Here is a 26,192-nt window from a genome sequence, read left to right as displayed (position 1 = left end):
TAAATTAACTTTCCTGTTGCATTGCTTCGAGCTCGTCCCAGCGTTCGAAAGCAATTTCCAGCTCTTCTTCAAGTTTAGCTAGTTTGTCTAAAATTGGTTGAGTTACTTCAACGCCTTTGCTGAAGAACTCTGGATTATTTACTTGTTCTTGCATCTCACCGATTTCGGTTTCGAGTTGCTCAAGTTTTTCAGGTAAGGCTTCTAGCTCTCGTTGCAGTTTATAAGATAACTTCTTCGACTTACCCGGTTTTACCGTTGTTTTGGGAGTTGGGTCAACCACCTTTTCAACTTTTGCTGGCTTTTCATACGCAGCACGGCTTGCTTTGACTTGCTCACGTTGTTGCTGTGCATCATGATAGCCACCAACGAACTCTTCGATGATGCCGTTGCCTTCAAAAATCCAGCTTGAAGTTACAGTATTATCGACAAATTGACGGTCGTGGCTCACCAAAAGCAAAGTACCCTGATAATTGGCAAGCAAATCCTCTAAAAGTTCCAAAGTTTCGATATCTAAATCGTTGGTCGGTTCATCTAGGATTAATAAGTTATTTGAACGTAAGAAAATACGCGCGAGTAACAAGCGATTTTTCTCACCACCTGAAAGCGCCTTTACAGGTGTGCGGGCACGCTTTGGAGAGAACAAAAAGTCTTGCAGATAACTTAGGGCATGACGCTGACGACCGCCTACCATCACTTCTTGCTTACCATCAGCCAAGTTGTCGATAACGGTTTTCTCTGGATCCAAAATCTCCCGGTATTGGTCAAAATAAGCGACTTCAAGTTTGGTACCACAGTGCAAACTGCCTTGTGTTGGCTCCAAATTGCCCAATAACAACTTAAGCAGCGTACTCTTACCACAGCCATTAGGGCCGATAAGAGCAATACGATCACCTCGCATGATGTTGAAGGTAAAATCATTGACGATCGTCTTGCCATCAAAGCTGAAACCAAGATTATTCGCTTCAAACACAATTTTGCCTGAGCGCGCTGCATCATCAATACGGATATTGGCTTTACCCTGCACTTCACGGCGCTCTTTGCGTTCTTCACGTAAAGCTTTTAGTGCGCGTACACGTCCTTCGTTACGAGTGCGACGAGCCTTAATCCCTTGACGAATCCACACCTCTTCTTGAGCGAGCTTTTTATCAAACTCAGCATTCTGCATCTCTTCAACGCGTAGCATCTCTTCTTTTTCAACCAGGTAATTTTCATAATCACCTGGGAATGAGCTCAGTGCGCCGCGATCTAGGTCAACAATGCGTGTTGCCATTGATTTGATGAAAGCACGGTCATGCGAAATAAAGATAATGGAACCGCGGAAGTCTTTTAAAAAGCCCTCTAGCCACTCAATCGTTGTTACATCTAGGTGGTTAGTTGGTTCATCAAGTAACAATACGTCAGGGTCACGAACGAGTGCTCGCGCAAGCGCTGCTTTACGCTGCCAACCACCAGAAAGGTCCGACAGCTTAGTATGACCGTCCAGCTTAAGGGCCGCTAACACGTTTTTGATACGATCTTCGAAGCGCCAAGCTCCCGAGTGTTCAAGCTGTTCTTGGGTGTTTGCTAAACGTTTGATGTTTGACTCAGTCGGCTCTACGGCAACGAGATCAAGTAGATCCTGATAGATCTTCAACTGCTCTCCCACCTCAGCTAGGCCTTTAGCGACATAGTCATAAACCGTACCTTGCTCATTCCGCGGTGGATCCTGCTCAAGACGTGAAACAACAACATCTTGAGTAATGTTTAGCTTGCCATCATCAAGTAAAACCTCACCTGATAACACCTTCATCAGCGTAGATTTACCCGCACCATTGCGCCCAACCAGACAAACACGCTCATTCTCTTGTAAAGCGAATTCAACATGATCAAGAAGCGGATGGTCGCCAAAGCCCAGAAGGCCGTTATGAATTGTAAGTAATGCCATTTGCAGTTAACCAGTTCGCTAAACTCGCCTCGTCAAACGGCCAGTTTAGTTCATTATTATTGAAATTGAGTACAGGTATAGTGACGCCGTAACGTGAAAACAGCTCATCATCAAATGCAATGTCAACGATGTCGACTTGCTTACCAAGGCCTACCTGTTCGAGAAGTGAGAAGGCCTGCTCACATAAGTGGCAGCCCTCTGTACTGAATAAAGTAATGTTCATCCCTGAATGAATACCTATTTATGCGTGAGACACGATCCAGCAGTTGTGGATATGCTTATTGCGACCGAAATCAAGTGGTAGTGTCTGATGCGAAATATTCTGAGCTTTGAGCCCTAGTTCTGCCATCGCATCCATATCCATTTTGAAATGACGCTTATTGTTAGAGAATACAATAGTGCCCTGCTGAGCTAATAGTCGCTTCAGATTCTTCATCAACTGAATGTGGTCGCGTTGAACGTCGAATGTTTGTTCCATGCGTTTTGAATTGGAAAACGTTGGCGGATCGATAAAGATTAAGTCGTACTGCTCTGACGCATTATCTAGCCACTGCAAACAATCAGCTTGAATGTACTGATGTTGGCGCCCTACCTGACCATTTAGCGCCATATTCTCTTTTGCCCACTCAAGGTAGGTTTTAGACATATCGACCGTCGTGGTTGACTGAGCACCACCAACGGCAGCGTGCACCGTTGCAGAGCCAGTATAGGCAAACAAGTTGAGGAATTTTTTACCCTGAGAAAGCTCACCTATCTTGCGACGAGTAATCTTGTGGTCCAAGAATAAACCGGTATCTAGGTAATCATGCAGGTTAACGATGAGCTTAACGCCATACTCATTAACATTCATTGTGTCAGACTGCTGGGATAGCTTCTCGTACTGAGACCGACCTTTCTGCTTTTCACGAGTTTTCAGAATGACCTTGTTTGCATCAGTACCCGTCACATCAATTGCTGCGCGGATAATATCAGTTAGACGGCGCTTTGCTTTCTCTGGTGGAATGTTCTTAGGCGCAGCGTACTCTTGAATGACCAAGTGGTCGAGATAGATATCAATTGCCACGTTGTATTCTGGCAAATCAGCATCGTAGATGCGGTAACAGTCAAGTTGCTCTTTTTTCGCCCACTTACCAATCTTGCCAATGTTCTTTTTTAGACGGTTGGCAAAGTCTGGCGCAATAGAGGAAGCGTTTTTACTGTTGTCAGCAGCACCATCAGAGCTTGCCTCACCCACTCGTTCAGTGATTGAGTAGTTTTTCTGGTGACACGGTAACGCGCCGTTATTCAATTTATACTGTTTGTCTGCGCGCATACGCAGACAGCTCAATAAGTCATCTGAGCTAGAGAAGATCGATGCATTACAACCACCAAACTCTGCTTTCATCTGCGCACCGAAGGCCGTATACAGCGCAATCAAACCAGGATGTGTGCCCAGACGTTCACCGTATGGAGGGTTACAAATAATTGTACCGTTTTCAAAGTCAGCAGGACGCTTAACAAGCGCTGCATCGCCCTTTTCAAAAGTAATTAGTGACTCGACTCCTGCACGGCGAGCATTATCGCGAGCGGTTTTAAGTACGCGAGTATCGTTATCGAAGCCGTAGAAGCGAGCCGACACCTTTTTTATGCCGCGACGAGCTTGCACTGATGCTTCAGACTTAATCTCTGCCCACATTTCTGCATCGAAGTCTTCCAGCGCTTCAAAGCTCCAGTATTTGCGCATGACACCCGGTGCCATGTTGGCAGCCAGCATGGCCGCTTCAATCAACAAGGTACCTGAACCACACATTGGATCGAGCAGTGGCTTGTCATGCTCCCAGCCACTGCGCTGAACGATAGCTGAAGCTAATGTCTCACGAAGTGGCGCACGGCCTGATTCTGTACGGTAGCCACGTTGGTGCAAACCGCTTCCCACCATATCAATACCTAAGATCGCATTGTCACGGTGAAGGCGAACATGAATACGAAGATCAGGTTGATCTTTACTGATCGACGGTCTCGGAAGGTTTTTCTTCTCAAAAGAATCCACAATCGCATCTTTTACCTTCATCGCACCGTACTGGCTGTTACGGATCTCACGGTTGGTACCATTAAAGTCCACCACGATTTTCTTAGAGCCGTGGAAATGGTTTGGCCAATTAATGGCATTAACCGACAGGTATAGATCCATATCATCCTGACAACGGAACTCAGACAAAACACGTACAAAACGAGAGGCTAACCGACTCCATAAACAACAGCGATAAACCTGCTCTAGTGATGCTTTAAATTTCACACCAGCTTGGACTGGTTTTGGGTTTTCAATGCCCAGTTTTGCGAGTTCATCAGCCAATAAGTTTTCAAGGCCGTTCGATGTGACTGCGAGGTATTGATGCATAAGAGGTTCTTTCAAGGAAAATTTCCCAGATTATAACTGACATTGAAGTGGATTGATAAATTAACTCCATTTTTTACTGTTTAGTTGCCTAGCAAACATTCAATTCAACACGGTTTATCCGCTTATCTCCTCTAGTAACGCCCCTATTGTTTACTTTTAAGCTTTCAAACGAATCATGCTGGCTACTTTTTGGTCTGTAACACGGTTTTGAATAGCCAAAGCCCGTGTTTACTGGGCTTTAATGGAAGTGAATACATACTTATTCACTCGTAAATTGGTCTATACCAGCACTAAAATTGATGTGAAATTTAGTTACAAAACTAGGTTAAAAGCGGAATTTGACGAAATTTAGGGGTTGAACATGGGGTTGTCTCAGAGACAAAATGAGCATTTTTTTTCAAGAATTGACTGTAGAGTCACAGCCCATGTTCAGCGATTTCGAGGGAACCTCTTTGTAGGGCTGCTGGAAACATGCCCTTCTTTGGGGGGAATAGGACAAAAAAAAGCCGGCATATAGCCGACAGGAAATATCAAAAGAAGGAACGAAACTGGTTAACTAACCTACAAGTGCAACCGGTACATCCATAATTGCATGATAGGTCTCTCCGATGCGGTCATGCATCACTTTAATAGGTTCTCCGAAGGCTAACACCTTACCCTCTCGAAGAGTGAAGCCTTCTAGCTCGACCGGTGTGATTAGGCAGACGTTCTCACCAACCTCGAGAATAATGAACAGTCCTTTGCCAAACTCATTTGAAAGATTAACGAGGTTTCCCTCGTGGAGACGACATGGGCTACCCTGACCTTCACTAAAGAACCAGCTCTTAGGCTGAACTGGCTTATGAAAACGTTTTGCTGCGACGCAGTACAGGGCCAATTCTGCTTGCCTTGGTTCTGAAAGGTCTAAATGGGTCAGAGATTCTTTGAATGTTTGAAAGCTCGTTGCGTCATCAACACAAAAAACATTTGTGCCAACTGCATAATCGACGAGAAGCTTGCGAGGAAGGTTTGTTTTGAACAGCATGTTGTCACCTAGGTCAAGCATTAGGTGATTTTCCGTATCATCAAAATACCACGTCCAGTTGTCTCTAGGTTTAAGCATGTGTCCTACTCTCTAATCTGCCCTAATTATCAAGTCACATGTTGCTGCAAGTTAAATCATGTGCGTTTTCACCTAGTTTATGAATAGATCGAAATAAAAAAAGAGGAAATGATCTCTCATTCCCTCTTTGTAGAATCAAATTAAAGTGACAATTTACAGAGTGACGGCGTCACATTGAGTTAGAGGTTTTTGACGATATCACGAACCAAACCTGGTCCATGGTAAATAAACCCTGAGTAGACTTGTACTAGCTCGGCGCCCGCTGACATCTTCTCTTTTGCTGCAATGACAGAATCAACACCACCAACACCGATGATTGGTAATTGACCTTTAAGCGCTTTAGAAAGTTTGCGCACGACCTCGGTACTGCGAGACTGAACTGGGCGTCCACTTAATCCCCCTGCTTCATTCGCATGCTTCATTCCTTCAACAAGTGAACGGTCAAGTGTGGTGTTGGTTGCAATAACACCATCAATCTTAAATTTGATCAAAGATTGGCAAATTTGCTCAATTTCATCATCACTTAGATCCGGGGCTATTTTTAGAGCAAGTGGTACATACTTATCAAACTTCTCGGCAAGCTCTGCTTGTTTGTCTTTTAGCGCAGAAAGAAGCTCATCAAGTGCTTCGCCATACTGCAAAGTACGAAGTCCTGGAGTGTTTGGTGATGAAATGTTTGCTGCAATATAGCCAGCATGTTCATACACCTTCTCCATACAGATCAGATAATCTTCGGTACCCTTCTCAATCGGTGTGTCTTTGTTTTTACCGATATTGATGCCAAGAACACAGTTGAAGTTGGCTTTTTTAACGTTCTCAACCAGGTAATCGACACCTTTATTGTTGAAACCCATGCGGTTGATGATACCTTCCGCTTCAACAAGACGAAAAAGGCGCGGCTTATCATTGCCTGGCTGAGGGCGTGGTGTGACCGTACCTACTTCAACGAAACCGAAGCCCATCGCATCAAAAGCTTCGATACATTCACCATTTTTATCAAGACCAGCAGCTAAACCAACAGGGTTTGGGAAAGTAATCCCCATACACTCTACTGGACGGTGTGGTAATTTTTGGCGGTAGAAAAGATCAAGTGGTGTGCCGGTAAAACGCTTGAAGTTATCGATCGCAAGATCGTGCGCTTTCTCTGCATCGAGTTGAAAAATGCCAGTTCTGGCAAGACGGTAAAGCATTGTGCCTCCGAATAAAAAGCCCCGTGGTAAACGGGGCGTTATTATTTACTCATTTGATGAACAATTCAAATTTAATAGCATTAATTCTCGTAATGCGACGGAAAATTTTGCAAATTCATGCACCGAACCGACTTTGAACTCATTCAAAATGCTATTCCAACGATAAAGTGGTTGCTCATTGGTTGAAATCCACTCATCTAGCTTCTCTAATACATCGATTTGCTCCGCACTACAGCCGCAGCCAAGCACTTGGCGTGTTAATTGACGTTGTTGCCAATCAAGATCTTCTCTAAAGGCCGCTCTTGCTAACGCCTGCCAATTATTATCGACGGCTTGACCATTTATCTGCTTCAAGAACCAATGAAGGGACAACTGATCCCCCAAATTAAAGTAAAGCTTGGCGGTTTCTTGCACAGAAGTGCCCATTTCACGAGATACTGTGGATATATCCAGTACTGAGTATAAACTTGATAAACGAGACACAAAGTTAGCTAGCTCAGCATCAATACCCTGATCAATCCACGACTGAGCCAATGTGTTGTGTTCCGCCACTTCACTCTCTACTAGCGTACTATCTAAGACGGAAATTACGGTGTTTGCATCTGCTTTGTATCGCTCAATCACATCATTTACTTTGATTGAACCATGGTGGGTTCTCAATAGCCAGCGGGATAGTCGTCGAATACTGCGTCTCACTACTACAATCATCTCATATTGGACCGATGATGGCGCGATGTTGTCATGTTGGCGAATTTTTTCAAACACGTGGTTAAGTTCAAACACTTCTCTAGCCGCCGTATACGCATTGGTGACATCGATGACTGTTGAGCCCGTCTCTTCCTGAAGCCGAGTGACAAAATTACAACCCATTTCGTTAACCATTTGGTTCGCTAATGCTGTAGCAATGATCTCCGCTTTCAAAGGATGTTTGTCCATTGCTGAAATGTAGTTACGGCGTAACTCGGTTGGGAAGTAATTGATGAGTTGCTGACCATGGAAGCTATCATCTGATATTGCTTCATCCACCAGCTGCTCTTTCAAGATCATTTTCGCATAAGCGACCAATACAGAAAGCTCTGGCCGCGTTAATGATGCCCCCAGTTTCTCACGTTCACCCAACGTCTCATCATCTGGAATATACTCAAGCTGTCTATCTAAGTATCCTGCTTTTTCAATCGTATGAATAAAGCGAATAAGCTCTTTCATGGCCGCCACGCCCTGATGCTCTGCAACAGAGATCGCTTCAGATTGGTGATAAGCATCATCAAGAACGATGTCACCCACTTCATCTTCCATCGACTCTAGAATCGTATTGCGTTGCTTAACCGTCAGATCCCCCGACGTCACCAAACTGTTAAGGAAGATCTTAATGTTGACTTCATTATCTGAACAATCCACACCACCCACATTATCAACAAAATCGGTGTTGACCCGACCACCGTTCAAAGCAAACTCGATTCTACCTAGTTGAGTTAAGCCTAAATTACCGCCCTCACCGACAATTTTTGCTCGTAACTCTTTACCGTTAATTCTGAGTGCGTCGTTGGCGCGGTCTCCAACATCAGAATGTGACTCTTGGTCAGATTTAATGTAGGTTCCAATACCTCCATTCCACAGCAGATCAACCTGCATTTTCAATATCAACTTAATCAGATCATTTGGAGCAATCGATTGTTGTGACGTATCGAGCAATTGCTGAATTTCTGGGGTCAAGGAAATGGACTTGGATCGTCGAGAGAAAATACCACCACCTTCTGAGATCAAGCTTTGATCATAGTCTTCCCAGCTCGAACGCGGAAGATCAAACAAACGCTTTCGTTCCTCCCAACTACTTGCCGAATCTGGATTTGGATCAAGGAAGATATGCATGTGGTTAAACGCCGCTAATAAGCGAGTATGCTTTGATAGGAGCATACCATTGCCAAACACATCGCCAGCCATATCGCCGATACCCGCCGCGGTAAAATCGGTGGTTTGGCAATCAATGCCCATTTCGCGGAAGTGGCGTTTAACGGACTCCCATCCCCCCTTAGCAGTAATACCCATGGCTTTGTGGTCATAACCATTTGACCCGCCAGATGCAAACGCATCCCCTAGCCAGAAGTTGTACTCTTCAGATACCGAGTTGGCTAAATCAGAGAATGTGGCTGTACCTTTGTCAGCAGCCACCACCAAGTAAGGATCATCTTCATCGTGACGAACCACATTGGCAGGTGGAACCAATTTTCCATCGACTATATTGTCTGATACATCTAATAACGCGCGGATGAAGCGTTTATAACAGTGTTGGCCTTCAGCGAAAATTTCATCACGGCTCGATAAACTAGGCTGACGTTTGCAAACAAAGCCGCCTTTTGCACCCACCGGGACAATCACGGTATTTTTTACCTGTTGCGCTTTGACTAGACCAAGGATTTCTGTACGGAAATCTTCTTGTCTATCGGACCAACGCAAACCACCACGTGCAACTTTACCGCCACGCAGATGCACACCTTCAATATCCGGTGCATAAACAAAGATCTCGAATGCCGGTACCGGCTGAGGAATTTCTGGAATAAGACTTGGCTGCATCTTGAGTGAAAGCCACGGCTTAGGTTCACCAAACTCATTCACCTGATAGTAGTTTGTGCGCAGCGTTGCGACGATCATATCCATATAGCGGCGAATAATTCGATCGTCATCTAGGCTTTCGACGTCATCCAAAAGCTCAGTGATTTTGGCTAACGTAGTATGTTGCTGCGAAGCATCCTCTTCCAAACTCGGATCAAATCGATGCTCAAACAGTTCCACCAGCGCTTTCGCCAACTCTGGATGATTAGTGAGTGTATCTTCGATATAGCTCTGACTGAACGGGAAGCCAACTTGACGCATATAGCGAGCGTACGCGCGTAAAATTGAGGTTTCGCGACCTGTCAGCGATGCCCCTAACACGAGTCGGTTAAAGCCATCACTCTCTAGATCGCCAGACCATATTGCAGCAAAAGCGTGTTGAAAACGATCTCGCGCTTCACGAAGATCAACTGTTCCACCACTCTTATGAAGCATTGAAAAATCTAGGATCCAAAACGTTTGGCCGTCTTTGCGATTGATCTCATAAGGAGACTCGCCGATCACTCGTAATCCCAAGTTTTCTAACATTGGCATCACATCAGAAAGATGAATTGGCTCGTTACGATGATACAGTTTTAGCCTAACTGCGTTCGAATCAGCAGCAAGCTCTTGAGGTCGATAGAACAACATGCCAAGTTTGTTTTCATCGCTCAGTTTTTCAAGACGCTCGATATCCGATACCGCTGCGGCTGGCAATACATCTTCTTTATATGAACGTGGGAAGGCATACGAGTATTGCTTTGAAAGAGGTACACCCTTACTTTCACCAAAGTTTGAGATGATGGTTGAAGAGAGTCTATCGTCCCAAGTTGAAGATGCTTCCATTAAGTTCTGCTCTACTAGTTTGACATCAACATCGATATTGTTGTTATCGACACGAACAATATAGTGCGTTCTCGCTAACGGGCTTTCTGAGAAAAACGTCGTAAAGTCAACGTCTTGATCAGAACCAAAATATTGCTTGAGGATTCGTTGCGTCTGTCTTCTTAATTCGGTGTTGTATCTCTCTTTAGTCACATACACCATACAACTAAAGAAGCGACCAAAGGGATCACGACGTACAAAGAGTCTTAACAGATCTCGGTCCTGCATCTGGACCACACCCATTCCCATCTCGCGAAGTTCTTTCTCTTTCGCTTGAAGCAGCTCATCACGCGGAAAGTTTTCTAAGATATTATTTAGCGCCTTATAAGCGTACGAACCTTGCAAATACCCGCTCTGTTCAAGTATCCGCTGAACTTTTTGGCTAATCAGAGGGATTGTTTGAACGCTTTGGTTATACACGGCTGAGGTATATAGGCCAGTAAAGCGGTGTTCACCTATTACTTTGCCGTTCTTATCCAGTTTCTTAATGCCAATATAATCGGTATAGGCAGGGCGATGAATACGCGACTGGACATTACCTTTAGTCAAAATGAGTAGATAAGGCTTTTGTGCTTCAAGTCGTGCAGAATCAGGAAACTCAGAAAGAGAAACCGTACGCACTTTATCCGGTTGAGAAAACAGACCTAATCCTTGATCAGAGTTTGGTCTTAGCTCGATAGCATCGCCATCGGCCACTAAGTCATACTCTTTGTAACCCATGAAGGTGAAATTGTGTTCGCCTAACCAACGTAAAAATTGAATGCTCTCTTCATAACGCTCTATATCAATGAAACCAGCATCTTTTTGCTCTTCAAGATCTTGAATCACTTCCGTTAGTTTGTCCGACATCAACTGCCAGTCACGCACAACCAAGTTAGTGTCATTTAGCACACTCAATATTTCATGTTTGAGCTGAGCCATCTCTTCATCGGAAGTTAATCTATCCACTTCAATATGAAACAAAGAGGCCAAATCCCCTTTCGTTTGGTTGATGCTCACCACACTTTGCTGGTCTCGCTCTACTCGAGTTGGTCCATGCAACATTAAATGGGCAGTCAGGCCGAGACGAGAAAGCGCCATTTTTACTGAATCAACTAAAAACGGACCATCTGCGACAACTATTTCAATAATCGTATGCGTTGACTGCCAGCCGCGACGGCTTACAGTTGGGTTGAAAACCCGCACTGAAATGTCTTGAGCATTTTTCTCACCTAAATGATGCCACAAGCTAAGAACCGCACCGTAAAGATCAGATTCGTTTCGATGAATCAGATCATCATGCGAAACATTACTAAACAGATGTTCTGCTAATTGAGTGACTAACGGGGTATCACTAGCGGGCAATTTATCGTGAATAAGTTGGATGACTTTCTCTAGGAGTACGGGGATGATGGTTTCTCGTTCTGACATAAGAACACTCCACACATTTTGTTTTTATTAGGATTTGGTATAAGCATAGTGGCTATACCCTTTAATGATGGAGTTATTGTAAAAGTTCTGCTTGAGCGAAGTAACAAATTAGTAACGACAAAACAGTGAAATGTTCAATTGTGTGATTGAGATTTAATTTCATTCACTATTAATCATCTTATCTATAGACGTTCTAACTTGAGAAACCTATTGTTTTGGTCAGTAATTAGGCGAAAGTGGCCTTTCACCCCTATTTGTGAAAGAAAAGGTCTGAAGCGTGAGGCTGGAAGTTGAATACGAACTCCGGTTGTCGTTGTCACTAAAACATTACTCGCGACACCAGAATAGTGCTGTAAGAAGGATTGGTAACTGATATTGAGTTGAAAGTGATATTGATTCATAGCTGCTTAGTAAAAAGGGGCGGCAATCAAGGAGCCGCCCATAAGAGAATTCTATTCTTCAGTTGCCTTGGTGACCTTTTCGAACAGGTCTTTCGCTAAGTTATCTAACGATTTTAATCCATCAAGCTCTTGCTTTATCAATACCTGACGTTGCTCATCGTATAGACGGAACTTAAGCAGCGGATCAATCAAACGAGAAGCAACCTGCGGGTTACTCTCATTAAGCTGACGTAAAATCTCACCAGCAAATTGATAGCCTTCTCCTGACTTAGAGTGAAATTGAACTGGGTTGTTGTTCAAGAATGCGCCAACTAGACTTCTGATACGATTTGGATTTTTCAAACTGAACGCTTCGTGGTTCATAGAGTCGCGGATCACTTCCAGTGCATTACTTGCAGGATTAGTCCCTTGCAGCATGAACCATTTATCCATGACGAGACCATCGTGCTTCCATTTGTCACTGTAGTCAGCCATTAGCGATTCACGACAAGCCAACTGCGCCACATTAGCTGCAGACATAGCCGCAATCGTGTCTGTCATATTGCTTGAGGTGTCGTACTGCTTCTCGACTAAAGTGTTACCTTGTTCTGTATAAGCTAAGAAGCCCAAACATACATTACGCAGTGAGCGTTGACCGATCTCTGTATGCTCAATCGAGTACCCATCTTGCGTAAGGCTATAGTAAGTGGCAGAAAGCTCATCGATAAGCGCTTGAGCAATGACTTGTTTAATTGCTTTTAGCACCTTAGCGATACCATCGACATCGACACGCTTGTACCAACCAGAGACTTCATTGTGAGATGGGAACGTTAGCATCTCTGCAATGAAGGCGGGTTCGAGTGATGAATCAAGAAGTACCCCGCGGAATGCATCAATTACGCCCTCAGGTAAGACAACGGCTTTTGACGTATCAGCAACAAAAGACTTGATGTATTTAGCTAATAGCATTTGACCTGCATCCCAGCGAGCGAAATCGTTGGTGGCATGACGCATCAGAAACACAAGTTCTTCATCACTGTAGTCATAATTTAGTTTAACAGGCGCTGAAAACTCTCTGAGCAAAGATGGTACAGGCTGAGACTCAATTCCTTCAAACACGAACGTCTGGCTCGATTCTGTCACATTGAGTACATTTGACACTGGCTTGCCATCAATAATGAGCTTAAACGCTTTACCTGTGTGTTTATACAGTTCAACGTCAAATGGGATGTGTAGAGCTTGCTTTTCTTTCTGCTCATGAGTGGCTTCAGTATTTTGAGAGACCGTTAGAGCAAAAGTTTGGCTCGCTTCATCATATTCGCTGGTCACATCGAGTGTTGGCGTACCAGACTGGCTGTACCATAAACGGAACTGTTTCAGATCAACGCTTGAAGCATCTTCCATTGCCGCGACAAAATTTTCACAAGTGGCGGCTGTACCGTCGTGACGCTCAAAATAGAGCTTCATCCCTTTTTGGAAGCCTTCTTCACCCAACAAGGTGTGCATCATACGAATCACTTCACTGCCTTTCTCATACACGGTCAACGTGTAGAAGTTATTCATCTCGATAACTTTGTCAGGGCGTATTGGGTGAGACATCGGACTTGCATCTTCAGCAAACTGAGGACCACGAATGATACGTACGTTGTTAATTCGATTCACCGCACGAGAGCCGAGATCCGAAGAAAACTCTTGGTCGCGGAAAACCGTCAAACCCTCTTTAAGGCTCAACTGGAACCAGTCCTGGCAAGTCACGCGGTTACCCGTCCAGTTATGGAAATATTCATGACCGATGACCGCCTCAATACCCAAGTAATCGGTATCTGTCGCTGTCTTTTCGTTAGCAAGAACGTATTTGGAGTTGAAGACATTGAGGCCCTTGTTCTCCATCGCCCCCATATTGAAAAAGTCGACGGCAACAATCATGTAGATATCTAAGTCATATTCTAAACCGAAACGTTCTTCATCCCACTTCATCGAGTTAATGAGTGACGTCATAGCATGGGGTGCGCGATCTAAATTGCCCTTGTCGACAAAAATTTCAAGTGCAACTTCACGACCTGAGCGCGTGGTGTAGTTGTCGGTTAGCACATCAAAATCACCGGCTACTAACGCAAACAGATAAGCGGGCTTTGGATGCGGATCTTGCCATTTCACCCAGTGTCGGCCGTTATCGAGTGAACCTTCATCTACTCGGTTACCGTTGCTCAGTAAGTAAGGGTAAGTTGTTTTATCTGCTTCCACCGTTGTGGTAAAGCGAGCTAACACATCAGGCCGGTCTTGATAAAAAGTAATGCGGCGGAAGCCTTCGGCTTCACACTGTGTACAAAAGGCACCACCAGACTTATACAACCCTTCCAACGCGGTGTTAGCTTCAGGGTCTATTTGAGTGACGATTTTTAGTTCGAATTGCTCTGGTAGCTGGTGGATTGTCAAACCGTTTTCAAGGAGTTCGTACTCTGTCCAATCTTGTCCATTGACTTGCAGAGTTTGTAGACCTAACTGCTCTCCATCCAACTCTAGCGTTGTAGAGTCTTTTAATTGCTTTACTTGTGAAGTCGCTGTGACGACAGTCGCTGTGTCGTGCAGTTCAAAATAGAGTTCGATATCCGATGTAGTGTGGCTTGGAGATTGGTAGTCTTTGCGATATTTGGCAACGGGTTGGGTTGTTGCTTGTTGAGTCATTGTCTCTTCCCTCTCGACAACATTTCTAGCTAATTATTGGGCTCACAAAAAACGTTACGCCCTGAACTTATGTTCAAAAGCATAACGTTACTCGGTATTTATTGAAAATGCGAGGCGTTTTTGTTTTGCAAAACACCTGATTTTTAGTTTGGTACAGAAAACTGACGATTCTCCTTACCAATCATCGTTGGTTCGTGATTTGGTTACGTGATAACACGGCAAATGTGCTGCCATCTTCGCCTTTGAGAGTAAGCTCGTCGGAGTCTAATGTATATCTCGTGGATTGCTCACCATCTTTATAAAGCAAAATGAGCTGCTCACCTTCAGTGATATAAACGCCTTGGTGCGCGCGCTCTAAACCTGCATCATTAATCACCTTGAAATCAAACACAAAGTCAGGCCTCAAAGTCAATTCCATCTGATGAATGTCGCTCGCTGCCATGTCATCACCCCGCAACTGGTGACTGCTCCAGCTCCCCGCTAATTCGTTCGATAGTGCTTTGCGGAAAATAACACCATTAAGTTGCAGTGCATTGTGATTCAAATCGTACTCATAAATTTGAGGATCACTGCTGTTTGAACCCAAAATGATCGTATCTTCACTGGCGTGATAGAACCCTTCCCAATGATCGACAGAAAAGTCTTTTTTCTGGATATCAATCGTGAAATTGTAGGTCGAATCTAAAGAGAGTTTAACGGCAATAAAATCTTCTTCAGAGTTGGTTGGATCAGGATTGAGTAAATACCAATCCCCTAACAGAAAAGGTTGATCAAACTGGGTTAAGTCGATCTCTTTGCTGTGTGCGCTACTCGCAATCTGTAAGCTGAGTGCGGTTAAAATTATTGTAATCCACTTCATAACATTCCCCCTCTACTCTTTGAGTCTAGAAGTAGATACGAGACAATGCTAAAAATTAGATCTGCATCACGTAAAAATTATTAAATTTCAGACAATAAAAAAGCGAGATCACATTCGATCTCGCTTTATTGGTAAAAATTGCGATCAACTAAGAAAAACTCTAGCCAATCATATCCACCATTATTGCAACAGTCTCATCTAAGTAAGCGTCTGGTGCTTCATAGTCTTTAGGTACATCGTCCAAAGACTTGAATGGCTCTGCGCCTTGTTTGACTTGGCGCTGATTGATTCGATCAAGACGACGTTGTTCGTTCTTATCTGATTCAGCCTGACGTGTGGCTTCGTTCAAGGAGAGCGAGTTGTCATCCTTCTCCGCTTTATATCGCGCGATGTCTTCTTGGATAAAGCTGAATTCCATATCCGACTTGATACGTTCGTTATGCTTTAAAGTCAGACTAGCGATTTGCGCTTTTTTGTCTTTAAGAACCGCGTACTTAGCAGGTTGGATTTGATCCCAAGGAAGTGCATTGTCCTCGACACTTTCACCCGTTTCGCTTGCATCAATTGGCGTTGGATACGCGATATCAGGGACTACCCCTTTGTTCTGCGTGCTACCACCGTTGATACGATAGAACTTTTGAATTGTGTATTGAACATAGCCTAATTCTTTGTCAAAAATATCGTAGATATGATTGAGTGAACGGTGTTGTTGTACTGTGCCTTTGCCAAATGAGTTTTCACCAACAACGATAGCACGACCATAATCTTGCAACGCTGCCGCGAAAATTTCCGAAGCCGAGGCACTGTAACGGTTCACAAGCACAGTCATTGGACCCGTGTAACTGATTTTGCCATCAGTATCCGCATTCACATTCACGCGGTTATAACCGTCTCGAACCTGAACGACTGGACCACTTTCGATGAACAATCCAGTTAGAGCTGTCGCTTCAGTTAATGCACCACCGCCATTGTTACGCAAATCAACAATAATGCCGTCGATATCTTGCTTGTTGAGTTCGGCAATGAGTTTGTCAGTATCTTCCGCTAACCCGACATAAAAACTTGGCACATTGAGTACACCAATTTTCTTGCCGTCTTTCTCGATAACTTCTGATTTTACCGCGCGGTCTTCTAAACGAATCTTATCCCTGACAATTGTGACAACGTGACTTTTTGCATCTTTACCTTCAGGTAATATCTGCAGGTTCACTTTTGTTCCTTTCGGACCCTTAATTAATTGGACGACATCATCAAGGCGCCAACCAATCACGTCAACGAGATCTTCTCCATCCTGACCAACGCCGATGATACGGTCACCTTCACCTAGCTGTTTACTTGATGATGCAGGCCCACCAGCAACAAGCGAACGGATGACGGTGTAGTCATCGGTCATTTGAAGTACAGCACCAATGCCTTCCAATGAAAGATTCATCTCTGATTGGAATTGCTCAGCACTGCGCGGAGAAAGGTAGCTCGTGTGCGGATCAACTTCACGCGCAAAGGCGTTCATGTAAAGTTGAAAAACGTCCTCACTTTTTGTCTGAGACAAACGCTTAATCGCATTGTTATAACGCTTGCCAAGCATTTCACTGATTTCAGGCCACTCTTTGCCTGTGAGCTTTAAATTCAGTGCATCGTACTTGACACGTTTACGCCACAGTTCATCTAGCTCGGCATCATCTTTTGGCCAAGTCGCTTCAGAGCGATCAACTTCGATGGTTTCTTCTGTGTTGAACTTTATCTCTTCATCAAGAAGTGTCAGAGCGTAATTTAGGCGCTCGTATCGCTTGGTCATCGATAAATTATAAACATCGAACGCCACTTGACTGCTGCCCGACTTCAACTGTTGATCAAGTTCATTGGCCGCTTTATAAAAGCCATCAATGTCTTTTTGAGTGAAGATATTGCGATTGTAATCTAGCATCCCCAAATAGCGGTCAAAGATCGCTTGGGAGAACTCATCATCGAGAGTGAAATGTTTGTAGTGCGAACGTGTAAAGCGTTTAGTTATACGTTTACTTGCCGTTGCGTGTTGCACTTCTGGGGTGAGGGACGGAAGATCGTCCTTAGAAATCTTAGCTTCAAGAGCTAACGCGGGAGAAACTGCTAGCCAAAGGCTAGCAGTAATTAGTGTCAATTTAGAACGGCATTTCATGCTTAGGAGGATCTCCTTTAAGCGCGCAAGTGCTCCGCTTTCACGACCATTTGTAGGCCGTTTGCCAGTTGAACTCGCACATCTTCCTTATTGATTTCAACAATGGTCGCACCCATGTTGCCTTTGCCCATGTTTACGTTCACTTCTTTACCGATGATCATCTCGTCAGCGTTTAGTGGACGCGTCTCAACAGGTTGTTGAGGCTTAGCAGCAGCTTTCGCCGGGTTACGACGTGGTTTAGGCTTGTTCGCTTTCGGTTTGTTAGCCTTCGCTTCCTGTTTAGCCTTTTGAGCTTGCTCTTTACGACGTGCATTCACGCGAGCTTTGCTCTCTGCCAGTGTTGTTTTAGCGTGTTCAACGTGCTCTTCTTCAAGAACACCACATTCGTTGCCATCAAGGTCAACGCGAACAGCACCAGGTTTAACACCATGTAGGTAACGCCAAGATGACGTGTACTGACGTAGAGCAGCACGCAGTTGTGTCTTACTTACTTTCTCGTCTTCTGCTAGACGCTCAGCAAGATCTTGAAAGATACCAATTTTTAATGGCTTTGCTTCACCTTCTAAAGTAAAGCACTTTGGGAAACATTCAGCAATATACGCGATAACTTCTTTGCTGTTTTTTAGCTTTTCAGTGTTTTCCATGAAAATTCCTGGTTGTTGCGGCCTGTCCGCGAGCATTACATAAATATTGATGGCTATTATAGAGACCTAAAAGCGAAAAACCACTGCCTTTCGCGAATTTATCCGTCAATAGTATGTGAATTAAGCAACTGTTCGACTTCTTTCATCAAAAAAACCAGTCCTTGCTCATCAACTTCACTAAAACGACCAATTGAAGGACTATCTATATCTAACACACCCACAACTTCACCATTAATAGAAAATGGGATCACGATCTCTGAATTGCTCGCTGCATCACACGCTATATGTCCTTCAAATTCATGAACATCGTATATGCGCTGAACGGTATTTTGTGCCACTGCAGTACCACATACACCTCTTCCAACTGGAATACGAACACATGCAGGCTTGCCTTGGAAAGGACCTAGGACCAATTCACCTTCTTTCATTAAATAGAAACCAACCCAATTAAGGTCTTCTAACTCAAGATTGAGCAGTGCAGAAAGGTTCGATAGATTCGCAATTAGGTCTTTTTCTGATTCCAATAGAGCCACTGCTTGCTTGGTAAGACGCTGGTATTGTTCAAAATTCATTTATACTTCCTTGGTAGCCCCGAAAAACACCTGGGCAAATTTTCTTTATATCATCATCGATTTACAACGTGTGACGTACTATTTCAAAAGGACTTTTCGACGACATCATGCAAACAGACCCGACTACTATTAGCCAGTCTTGGTTGATAACACAAGCGAAAAATCATAAGAAGCCGTTGATTGTGGCGAACATTATCGCTGTGATTGCTACTTTGCTCAGTGTCCCTATCCCTTTACTCATGCCTTTGATGGTCGATGAAGTCCTACTTAATCAACCCGGTAGGGGACTCGAGTACTTGAACACTGTGCTCCCTCAAAGTTGGCAAAACGCAACCGGCTATATTTTTGTAACCTTTTTTATCGTCGTGTTGCTACGTAGCGTTTCACAAGGCTTAAATATCCTCCAAAGCCGTCAATTTACGTTAGTGTCTAAAACCATCACATACCAAATGCGTTGCCTGATGCTCGATAAAGTCACGCGCATTAGTATCCGCCAGTACGAAACACGAGGCAGCGGCGGGATAAGTTCACACCTCGTGACAGATATAGAAACGATTGATAATTTTATCGGCAACACGCTAAGCAAGTTTCTCATTAGTTTACTCACGGTTATCGGCACAGCCGGGGTTTTACTCTATCTCGATTGGCGTCTGGGTCTATTTATTATCTTGGTCAATCCCATCGTAATTTTGTTCTCCCGAACACTCGGTAGCAGAGTGAAACACCTCAAGAAAAAAGAAAACCAATCATTTGAGCACTTTCAAAATCGCTTAGTTGAAACCCTAGAGGGCATCTATCAACTAAGAGCGTCTAATAAAGAGAAGGTCTTTTTGCAGCAATTAAAGCAACAAGCAGACGATATAAGGGTTGATGCAGACCGCTATGCCTGGAAGTCTGAGGCTGCGGGTCGCCTCTCTTTCTTAATGTTTTTGATTGGCTTCGAGCTGTTTAGAGCAGTTGCGATGCTGATGGTCCTATTCAGTGACCTCACTATCGGTCAAATTTTTGCCGTGTTCGGCTATCTTTGGTTCATGCTTACCCCCGTACAGGAGTTACTCAGTATTCAGTTCTCCTGGTATAGCGCGAAAGCTGCCCTATCTCGAATAAACACGCTTTTAGAATTAGAAGAAGACCAACACTCACACTCGACCGGTATCAACCCATTATTAGAAACCCACTCGCTGCATGTTGAGGTTCGAGACGTCGATTTTGCTTACAACGACGAAAACAGAGTATTTGAAAAGCTGTCGTTGACCATTCCTGCGGGTAAAAGGGTCGCGCTTGTCGGTACTAGCGGCGGGGGTAAATCGACACTCGTTCAACTTCTGCTAGGTATTTATCACCCAGAGCGAGGACAAATCTTATTCAATGGCCATCCGGCACAAACGATAGGTTTTGAAGCAATTAGAGAACAAGTCGCCGTTGTTTTACAACAACCTATTCTTTTTAATGACACTTTAAGACATAATCTGTCACTTGGAAGTCACTATACAGATGATACACTCTGGCATGCATTAGAAGTGGCGCAGTTGTCGGACGTAACGAATCAACTCACGGAAGGCTTGGATACGCCGATAGGCAGGAATGGCATTCGCCTCTCTGGCGGGCAAAGACAGCGCCTAGCGATTGCTAGGATGGTGCTGTGCGATCCTAAGTTCGTTATCCTCGATGAAGCGACCTCAGCACTAGACACATCAACAGAGGCGGCATTGCATCAAGCGTTAAGGGTATTTCTCGATGGTCGGACGACACTGATCATTGCCCATAGATTAAGCGCAGTAAAGCAAGCAGATCAGATATACGTGCTGGAAGATGGAAAAATTACCCAAACGGGAAAACATGCAGAGCTGGTCGAGCAAGAGGGGTTATATCAAACCCTGTATGGAAACGGATAATAACACGCCAGTGTAATCAAAGTCGAAGGTCAGATGGAACAGGTCAATCAGGTAAAACAAAATAACAAAACAAGGCTATGCCAAGGGTGTGACCTGCCTGTTGAAGTGCGCGCAATCGAAGATGGAACGAGCGCCTACTGCCCGCGCTGCAATACACAACTATACCGTGGGGGTAGCCCATCTTTGAATGGTAACCTTGCTATTGCCGTTACTTGCCTCCTTTTATTTGTCCCCTCTCACTTTTTTGACTTTCTCAGCATCCGTCTTTTTGGTGTCATGATTCCTGCGACACTCCCTGCGGGCGTCTTTTCCCTATATCAAGACGGCTTCGTTCTGCTCTCTATGTTGGTTTTCTTCTGTAGCTCTATCGCTCCCTTTTTGGTTTGTTCATCGGTCATCATCGCTCACCTTGGTTTACATTTTCGAGCCTACCGAGCGCTGCGTTATGCCTTAACAACAATGCATTATCTAAAGCACTGGGTAATGATCGATGTGTTTTTGGTCAGCGTCGCCATCTCGTGCTTCAAGCTACAAGACTATTCTGATATTTATGTAAAGCCTGGACTGTTTGGATTAGTCGCTTTGCAGATATTTACCGTTCTACTGCTCAGCAGAATGAGTGTCCGCCGCTACTGGGGAGCCTGGAAGGCAGAGTCTACCTATCAGTTCAAACAACTAGGGTTACACTGTCACAATTGCCACCTTTCTCAGCCGCATAATCACCAGCAACACTGTGTCAGATGTCAGGCTGTGATTCACTCTCGAATACCGAACTCCATTCAAAAGACTTGGGCATACCTGATTGCGGCTACCGTGGCTATCTTCCCGGCAAACTTGATTCCCATTTCCATTCTCGTCACCAACGGACAGCGTTTAGAAGACACCATCTTTTCTGGTGTTGCTTCACTAGTCAATAACGACATGCCACTCATCGCGCTGATTATTTTTGTTGCCAGTATTGTCGTACCTGCGGCTAAAATTCTTGGTCTGGGTTACCTGCTACTTGCGATTCAGTTCCAACGGGCTGTCTATCATCGTCACAGAATGAAAATATACTTTTTTGTCAAATGGATAGGAAAGTGGTCCATGATGGATCTCTTCGTCATTTCCATTATGATGACACTCATAGACCGTGGACAAATACTCGATTTTACACCCGGCTATGGTGCCGTTGCTTTCGGAGTTGTCGTGGTGTTGACCATGTTAGCCGCCGACAGTCTTGACCCAAGATTAATTTGGGAAAACTATCCAAATAAAAACACAGATTCGTCTCGAACGAGCGAACAAACAATAAGTCAGTGATTTAGATGAGCGAAGGAAAAAACAATTCAGAGTCAACCACCACATTCAAACCGAATGTGAAAAAGAATCGTGGTATATCCCCTTTATGGATGCTGCCGATACTTACCATGGTTCTTGCTGGGTGGCTGGTTTTTAAAGCGGTGCACGATGCAGGTCAACGGGTGCAAATTTACTTTTCTGATGCGCAAGGACTGGTGCCTGGCAGAACAGCCATTCGCTATCAAGGGCTAGAGATAGGTATGGTGCGCGATATCAACTTGACGGAAGACCTAGAGCAAATCTATGTCGATGCCGATATCTACCCTCAAGCGAATAAGCTCTTAACAGAAGGCGCGCGGTTTTGGCTCGTTAAACCACAAGCAAGCCTTACTGGAGTGTCCGGACTTGATGCGCTGGTCTCGGGTAACTACATAGCAATACAGCCTGGCGACGTTAATGCTAAGCCTGCGACCCAATTTACTGCGCTTGATTTCGCTCCCGCTGATCAGGGTGTGAGTGAAGGTTTAAATATCGTTTTGAAAGCACGTGATCTCGGTGGTATCTCCATCGGTTCACAAATTGTCTATAGAAAAATCCCGATTGGTGAAGTGTACAACTACCGTCTTGATGAAACATCAAAGCATGTCATCATTAAGGCAAACATTAATGATGATTACGCCCATATCATCACTGATGAAAGCCGTTTTTGGAATGTCTCAGGAATTGGTGCCAGCATTGGCCTAGATGGCGTCGATATGCGCTTAGAAAGCGTGAGTGCTCTCATCAGTGGTGCAATTGCCGTTGATTCACCTGATGGTGGATTACCGGTTGCAGATGATACCGAATTTCAGCTCTACAAGGACGTAAAAACAGCCGGACGTGGTATCGCTATTCAAATCACCCTCCCCGACAACCACAACATTTCCTCAAATGGCACGTCTATTTTCTATCGAGGTATCAAAGTTGGTCAGGTTACGCGTGTCAGCCTAAGTGAGAACCGTGAAAAAATCGTTGCCCATGCTGCCATAGAGCCGGTGTTTGTTGACATGCTGACAGACAACACACAATTTATCTTACAAGAAGCAAAAGTCTCGCTCTCAGGCGTTGAGAACTTGGGTAACCTTGTAAAAGGCAACTTCTTAACGATTGAGCCGGAAGATGGTGAACGTGCTCGTGAATTTGTTGCAGTCCGTCAGGATGACTTTGACCGACAATTACCAAACTCACTGCCTCTCAAGCTTGTTTCTGATGATGCTTATGGCCTCGAAGTTGGTACTCCAATTAAGTATCGTGGCATCAAAGTGGGTAACATCACTGATATCAACTTGATCAAAGATTCGGTTGTTTTTGATGTGTTGATTGAGGGCGAGTACTCCAACTTGATTCGCTCGAGTAACCGCTTCTATGTCGCCGGCACTGCCAGCGTTCAATTTGATGAACAAGGGCTAAATGTTCATGTTCCACCTGCTAAGCAACTTCTTGAAGGCAGCATCAGCTTTTTAAGCGAAGGTAGTGACAAGCCAAGCACGCAATACTCACTCTTTAAAAGCCAGTCTCATTCTGAGTTAGCTAAGTTTAATCAGTCTGGGTCACAGAAGCTAACGCTGTTTGCCGATGAGCTACCCCCTATCTCCATAGGGGCTCCTCTTTTGTATCGAAACCTACAAGTCGGCAGTGTTGTTGACTATAGCCTTAATAAAGAGGGTGTGAGTGTGACGGTCAGTATCGAAAATCAATATCGATACTTGATTGAATCAGATACCGTGTTCTGGAATCGGTCTGGTGTCGAAATCGACGCTAGCCTATCCGGCATTAAGGTAACGGCCTCTCCTTTAAAAACGCTCGTCAATGGCGGCATTGCCTTTGATCGTATTCAAGGCGTGACAAACAAAGTTGGCAAGAACTGGAAGCTTTACGACAGTTTAGACACCGCAAAAGCCTATGGTCAGTATATCACCCTGCAAGGCAGCCACACTCACGAGCTGAATGTGGGAACCAAAATCAAATTTGGTTCGGTTACCGTGGGTGAAGTAACGGATATCACACCAAATTTCCAAAACGACTCTTTTGAGTTTGGTGCTCGAATTTATCCTCAATTTGCTAGTGACGTGGCTCGTAGTGCTAGTCAGTTCTATATCGCACCGGTCGAAGTCAGCTTATCAGGCATCCGCAATTTAAAGAGTGCACTGAATCCACAGATCACTGTGATTCCAGGGGAAGGCCCCAAAGCCACCAGCTTCACACTGCAAAACAACGTCATTGAACGCTATGACTACACCTTAACTCTGCAGAGTGAAACGCGCAGCTCTGTGCAAGTGGGGACGCCTGTCACCTACCGCGAAATGCAAGTGGGTAGCGTCATTGGCGTATCGCTGGGAGAGTTTGCTGATCGTGTGATCACGACCATTACTATTGAGCCTGAATACCGTTACTTGGTAAGAGCAAATAGTGTCTTCTGGAACGCTTCTGGTCTAGATGTGTCTATAGGCTTAACCGGAGCGAAGGTGAAAGCGGGCACCTTAGATAGCATTATCAAAGGGGGTATTGCATTCGCGACGCCACAAGAGGCGCAACTCAAACCACCAGCAAAATCGGGTTATACCTTCTTCCTCAATGCGCAAGCTAAAGAAGAATGGACAGGATGGCGAACGCCAATACCTAAACCTTAATATCTTCACCTCAATCTCCTTAAGCCCTCTCTTCGAGGGCTTTTTATTGCCACTTTTTGTGCTCGCTTTTGCTATACTCCCCTTTTTGCTTCACCAGAGAACACTTCGTGCATTCCAACGTTTACCTACCTCAATCGTTCATTGAACATATTGCCGCTATTCTTCCTGATGGCGAGAGTCTTGAAGATTTCATAGCAGCATGTCAGCGCCCTTTAAGAAAGAGCATTCGTGTTAATACATTGAAGGTGAGCATCGACCGGTTCAAACAGATAGCCAATGACAAAGATTGGAAACTCGAGCCTGTGCCATGGTGCGAGGAAGGCTTTTGGATTGACGCCGACGAATCAAGCGTGCCGTTAGGCAATACTGCTGAACACATGGCAGGTTGGTTTTACATCCAAGAAGCAAGCTCAATGTTACCGCCCGTTGCACTCTATCATAATGCAGACAACGAATTTGTGCGGGTGCTGGATATGGCTGCTGCGCCTGGTTCCAAAACAACTCAGATCGCGGCATTGATGGGTAACAAAGGCTTGCTGGTTGCAAATGAGTACTCATCCAGCAGAGTTAAAGTGCTCCATGCCAATATCGAACGTTGTGGTGTTAGAAATGCCGCTTTGAGCAACTATGATGGTCAAGTTTTTGGAGGTTGGCTTCCCGAGACATTCGATGCCGTCCTTATCGACGCACCTTGTGGTGGTGAAGGAACAGTACGCAAAGACGAAGATGCGCTAAAAAACTGGAGCATCGATTCAATACACTCAATCTCTCACACTCAAAAGCAGCTCATCGAAAGTGCATTCCACAGCCTGAAAACCGGGGGTGAAATGGTTTATTCAACCTGTACATTGAGTCATGAGGAGAATCAACAAGTTTGCCAGCACCTGCTCGACACTTTTGGTGACGCCGTCACTTGCATTTCTCTCGGCGAGCTCTTCCCGCAGTCAGAAAAAGCACTGACTAAAGAAGGCTATCTTCATGTTTTTCCACAAACATTCGATAGTGAAGGCTTCTTTATTGCCAAGTTTAAGAAGCTCGCCAGCGTAGAGCCACCAAAAGTAAAAAAACGCTTAGGCAAGTTCCCGTTTGCGGAGATTGCTCCAAAGCAAGCCAATGAAATTGAAGCTCTACTTCAAAAATCGCTGGGGCTTGAGCTGCCTGATGATAGCCAACTTTGGCAGCGTGACAATGATATCTGGTTGTTCCCACAAACCCTCAAGCCTCTACTATCAGAGTTCAAATTTTCCCGCATGGGGATCAAAATTGCTGAGGCGCATAAAAAAGGTTACCGCTGGACCCATCAAGCGGCGATGGCGCTTTCCGGTGATCAGCGCCCTATCGTTGCGCTGACCATCGATGAAGCCCGTGAATGGTTTATGGGCCGAGACGTTCGCCCTGACTTATCCGGTCAAAGTGGAGAAACACTCGTCACGTATAATGGAATGATCATAGGCCTCGGCAAATGGGTAGGAAACCGCATCAAAAATGGTTTACCCCGTGAGTTAGTTCGAGACAAAAAACTGTTTTAGGCGCTTCTGATCACAAAACAGAACGTTGTCTGCCGAATAAGTGATT

General features: G+C 44.7%; 16 protein-coding genes. 4 read left to right on the top strand and 12 right to left on the bottom strand.

Translation table 11 applies throughout. The annotated features are described in order from the left end of the window. Window positions 1–4: 4 nt before the first annotated feature. The 12 genes from GT360_RS07130 to GT360_RS07075 form a co-directional block, all read right to left on the bottom strand. Entirely contained in the window at window positions 5–1,924 is a 1,920-nt protein-coding gene (locus GT360_RS07130; RefSeq protein WP_164648207.1) for an ABC transporter ATP-binding protein, read from the bottom strand. After that, window positions 1,902–2,147, bottom strand: coding sequence for a glutaredoxin family protein (locus tag GT360_RS07125; protein ID WP_164648206.1), 246 nt, complete (start codon window positions 2,145–2,147; stop codon window positions 1,902–1,904). The genes GT360_RS07130 and GT360_RS07125 overlap by 23 nt, the downstream gene beginning before the upstream one ends. An 18-nt stretch (window positions 2,148–2,165) precedes the next feature. Next, entirely contained in the window at window positions 2,166–4,301 is a 2,136-nt protein-coding gene (gene rlmKL / locus GT360_RS07120; RefSeq protein WP_164648205.1) for a bifunctional 23S rRNA (guanine(2069)-N(7))-methyltransferase RlmK/23S rRNA (guanine(2445)-N(2))-methyltransferase RlmL, read from the bottom strand. 556 nt (window positions 4,302–4,857) lie between these two features. After that, window positions 4,858–5,403: a cell division protein ZapC gene (locus GT360_RS07115; protein ID WP_164648204.1), complete on the bottom strand. Its 546-nt coding sequence runs from the start codon at window positions 5,401–5,403 to the stop codon at window positions 4,858–4,860. Between the two features lie 179 nt (window positions 5,404–5,582). After that, window positions 5,583–6,593, bottom strand: coding sequence for a quinone-dependent dihydroorotate dehydrogenase (pyrD, locus tag GT360_RS07110; RefSeq protein WP_164648203.1), 1,011 nt, complete (start codon window positions 6,591–6,593; stop codon window positions 5,583–5,585). Window positions 6,594–6,638: 45 nt separating this feature from the next. After that, the gene (locus GT360_RS07105) at window positions 6,639–11,477 is read right to left on the bottom strand and encodes an NAD-glutamate dehydrogenase (RefSeq protein WP_164648202.1); all 4,839 of its coding nucleotides are present in this window, start codon (window positions 11,475–11,477) and stop codon (window positions 6,639–6,641) included. A 182-nt stretch (window positions 11,478–11,659) separates the two neighbouring features. After that, on the bottom strand, window positions 11,660–11,878 hold the full coding sequence (locus GT360_RS07100; protein WP_164648201.1) for a DUF2835 domain-containing protein: 219 nt from the start codon (window positions 11,876–11,878) through the stop codon (window positions 11,660–11,662). A gap of 51 nt (window positions 11,879–11,929) precedes the next feature. After that, a complete protein-coding gene (pepN, locus tag GT360_RS07095; protein ID WP_164648200.1) occupies window positions 11,930–14,542 on the bottom strand; it encodes an aminopeptidase N in 2,613 nt (870 codons plus the stop codon). 181 nt (window positions 14,543–14,723) lie between these two features. Beyond that, window positions 14,724–15,401, bottom strand: a complete 678-nt coding sequence (locus GT360_RS07090) for a hypothetical protein (protein ID WP_164648199.1) — start codon at window positions 15,399–15,401, stop codon at window positions 14,724–14,726. 160 nt (window positions 15,402–15,561) lie between these two features. Next, complete coding sequence (gene prc / locus GT360_RS07085; protein WP_164648198.1) at window positions 15,562–17,556, bottom strand: carboxy terminal-processing peptidase; 1,995 nt, start codon at window positions 17,554–17,556, stop codon at window positions 15,562–15,564. A gap of 17 nt (window positions 17,557–17,573) precedes the next feature. After that, complete coding sequence (proQ, locus tag GT360_RS07080) at window positions 17,574–18,200, bottom strand: RNA chaperone ProQ (RefSeq protein WP_164648197.1); 627 nt, start codon at window positions 18,198–18,200, stop codon at window positions 17,574–17,576. 98 nt (window positions 18,201–18,298) lie between these two features. Continuing rightward, window positions 18,299–18,772, bottom strand: a complete 474-nt coding sequence (locus tag GT360_RS07075; RefSeq protein ID WP_164648196.1) for a GAF domain-containing protein — start codon at window positions 18,770–18,772, stop codon at window positions 18,299–18,301. 107 nt (window positions 18,773–18,879) lie between these two features. Here GT360_RS07075 and GT360_RS07070 point away from each other — a divergent pair, with 107 nt between their 5' ends. From GT360_RS07070 to rsmF, 4 genes are all read left to right on the top strand, one after another. Then, complete coding sequence (locus GT360_RS07070) at window positions 18,880–20,667, top strand: ABC transporter ATP-binding protein (RefSeq protein ID WP_164648195.1); 1,788 nt, start codon at window positions 18,880–18,882, stop codon at window positions 20,665–20,667. Window positions 20,668–20,700: 33 nt separating this feature from the next. Continuing rightward, window positions 20,701–21,969 (top strand): paraquat-inducible protein A, encoded by a 1,269-nt coding sequence (locus tag GT360_RS07065; RefSeq protein WP_164648194.1) that lies wholly within the window; start codon window positions 20,701–20,703, stop codon window positions 21,967–21,969. Window positions 21,970–21,974: 5 nt separating this feature from the next. Continuing rightward, window positions 21,975–24,617: a PqiB family protein gene (locus GT360_RS07060; RefSeq protein WP_164648193.1), complete on the top strand. Its 2,643-nt coding sequence runs from the start codon at window positions 21,975–21,977 to the stop codon at window positions 24,615–24,617. A gap of 107 nt (window positions 24,618–24,724) precedes the next feature. Further along, complete coding sequence (gene rsmF, locus GT360_RS07055; RefSeq protein WP_164648192.1) at window positions 24,725–26,146, top strand: 16S rRNA (cytosine(1407)-C(5))-methyltransferase RsmF; 1,422 nt, start codon at window positions 24,725–24,727, stop codon at window positions 26,144–26,146. Window positions 26,147–26,192: the final 46 nt, after the last annotated feature.

The sequence above is a fragment of the Vibrio astriarenae genome, from assembly GCF_010587385.1.
GTDB lineage: Bacteria > Pseudomonadota > Gammaproteobacteria > Enterobacterales > Vibrionaceae > Vibrio > Vibrio astriarenae.
This window is presented reverse-complemented; position numbering and strand designations above follow the sequence as displayed.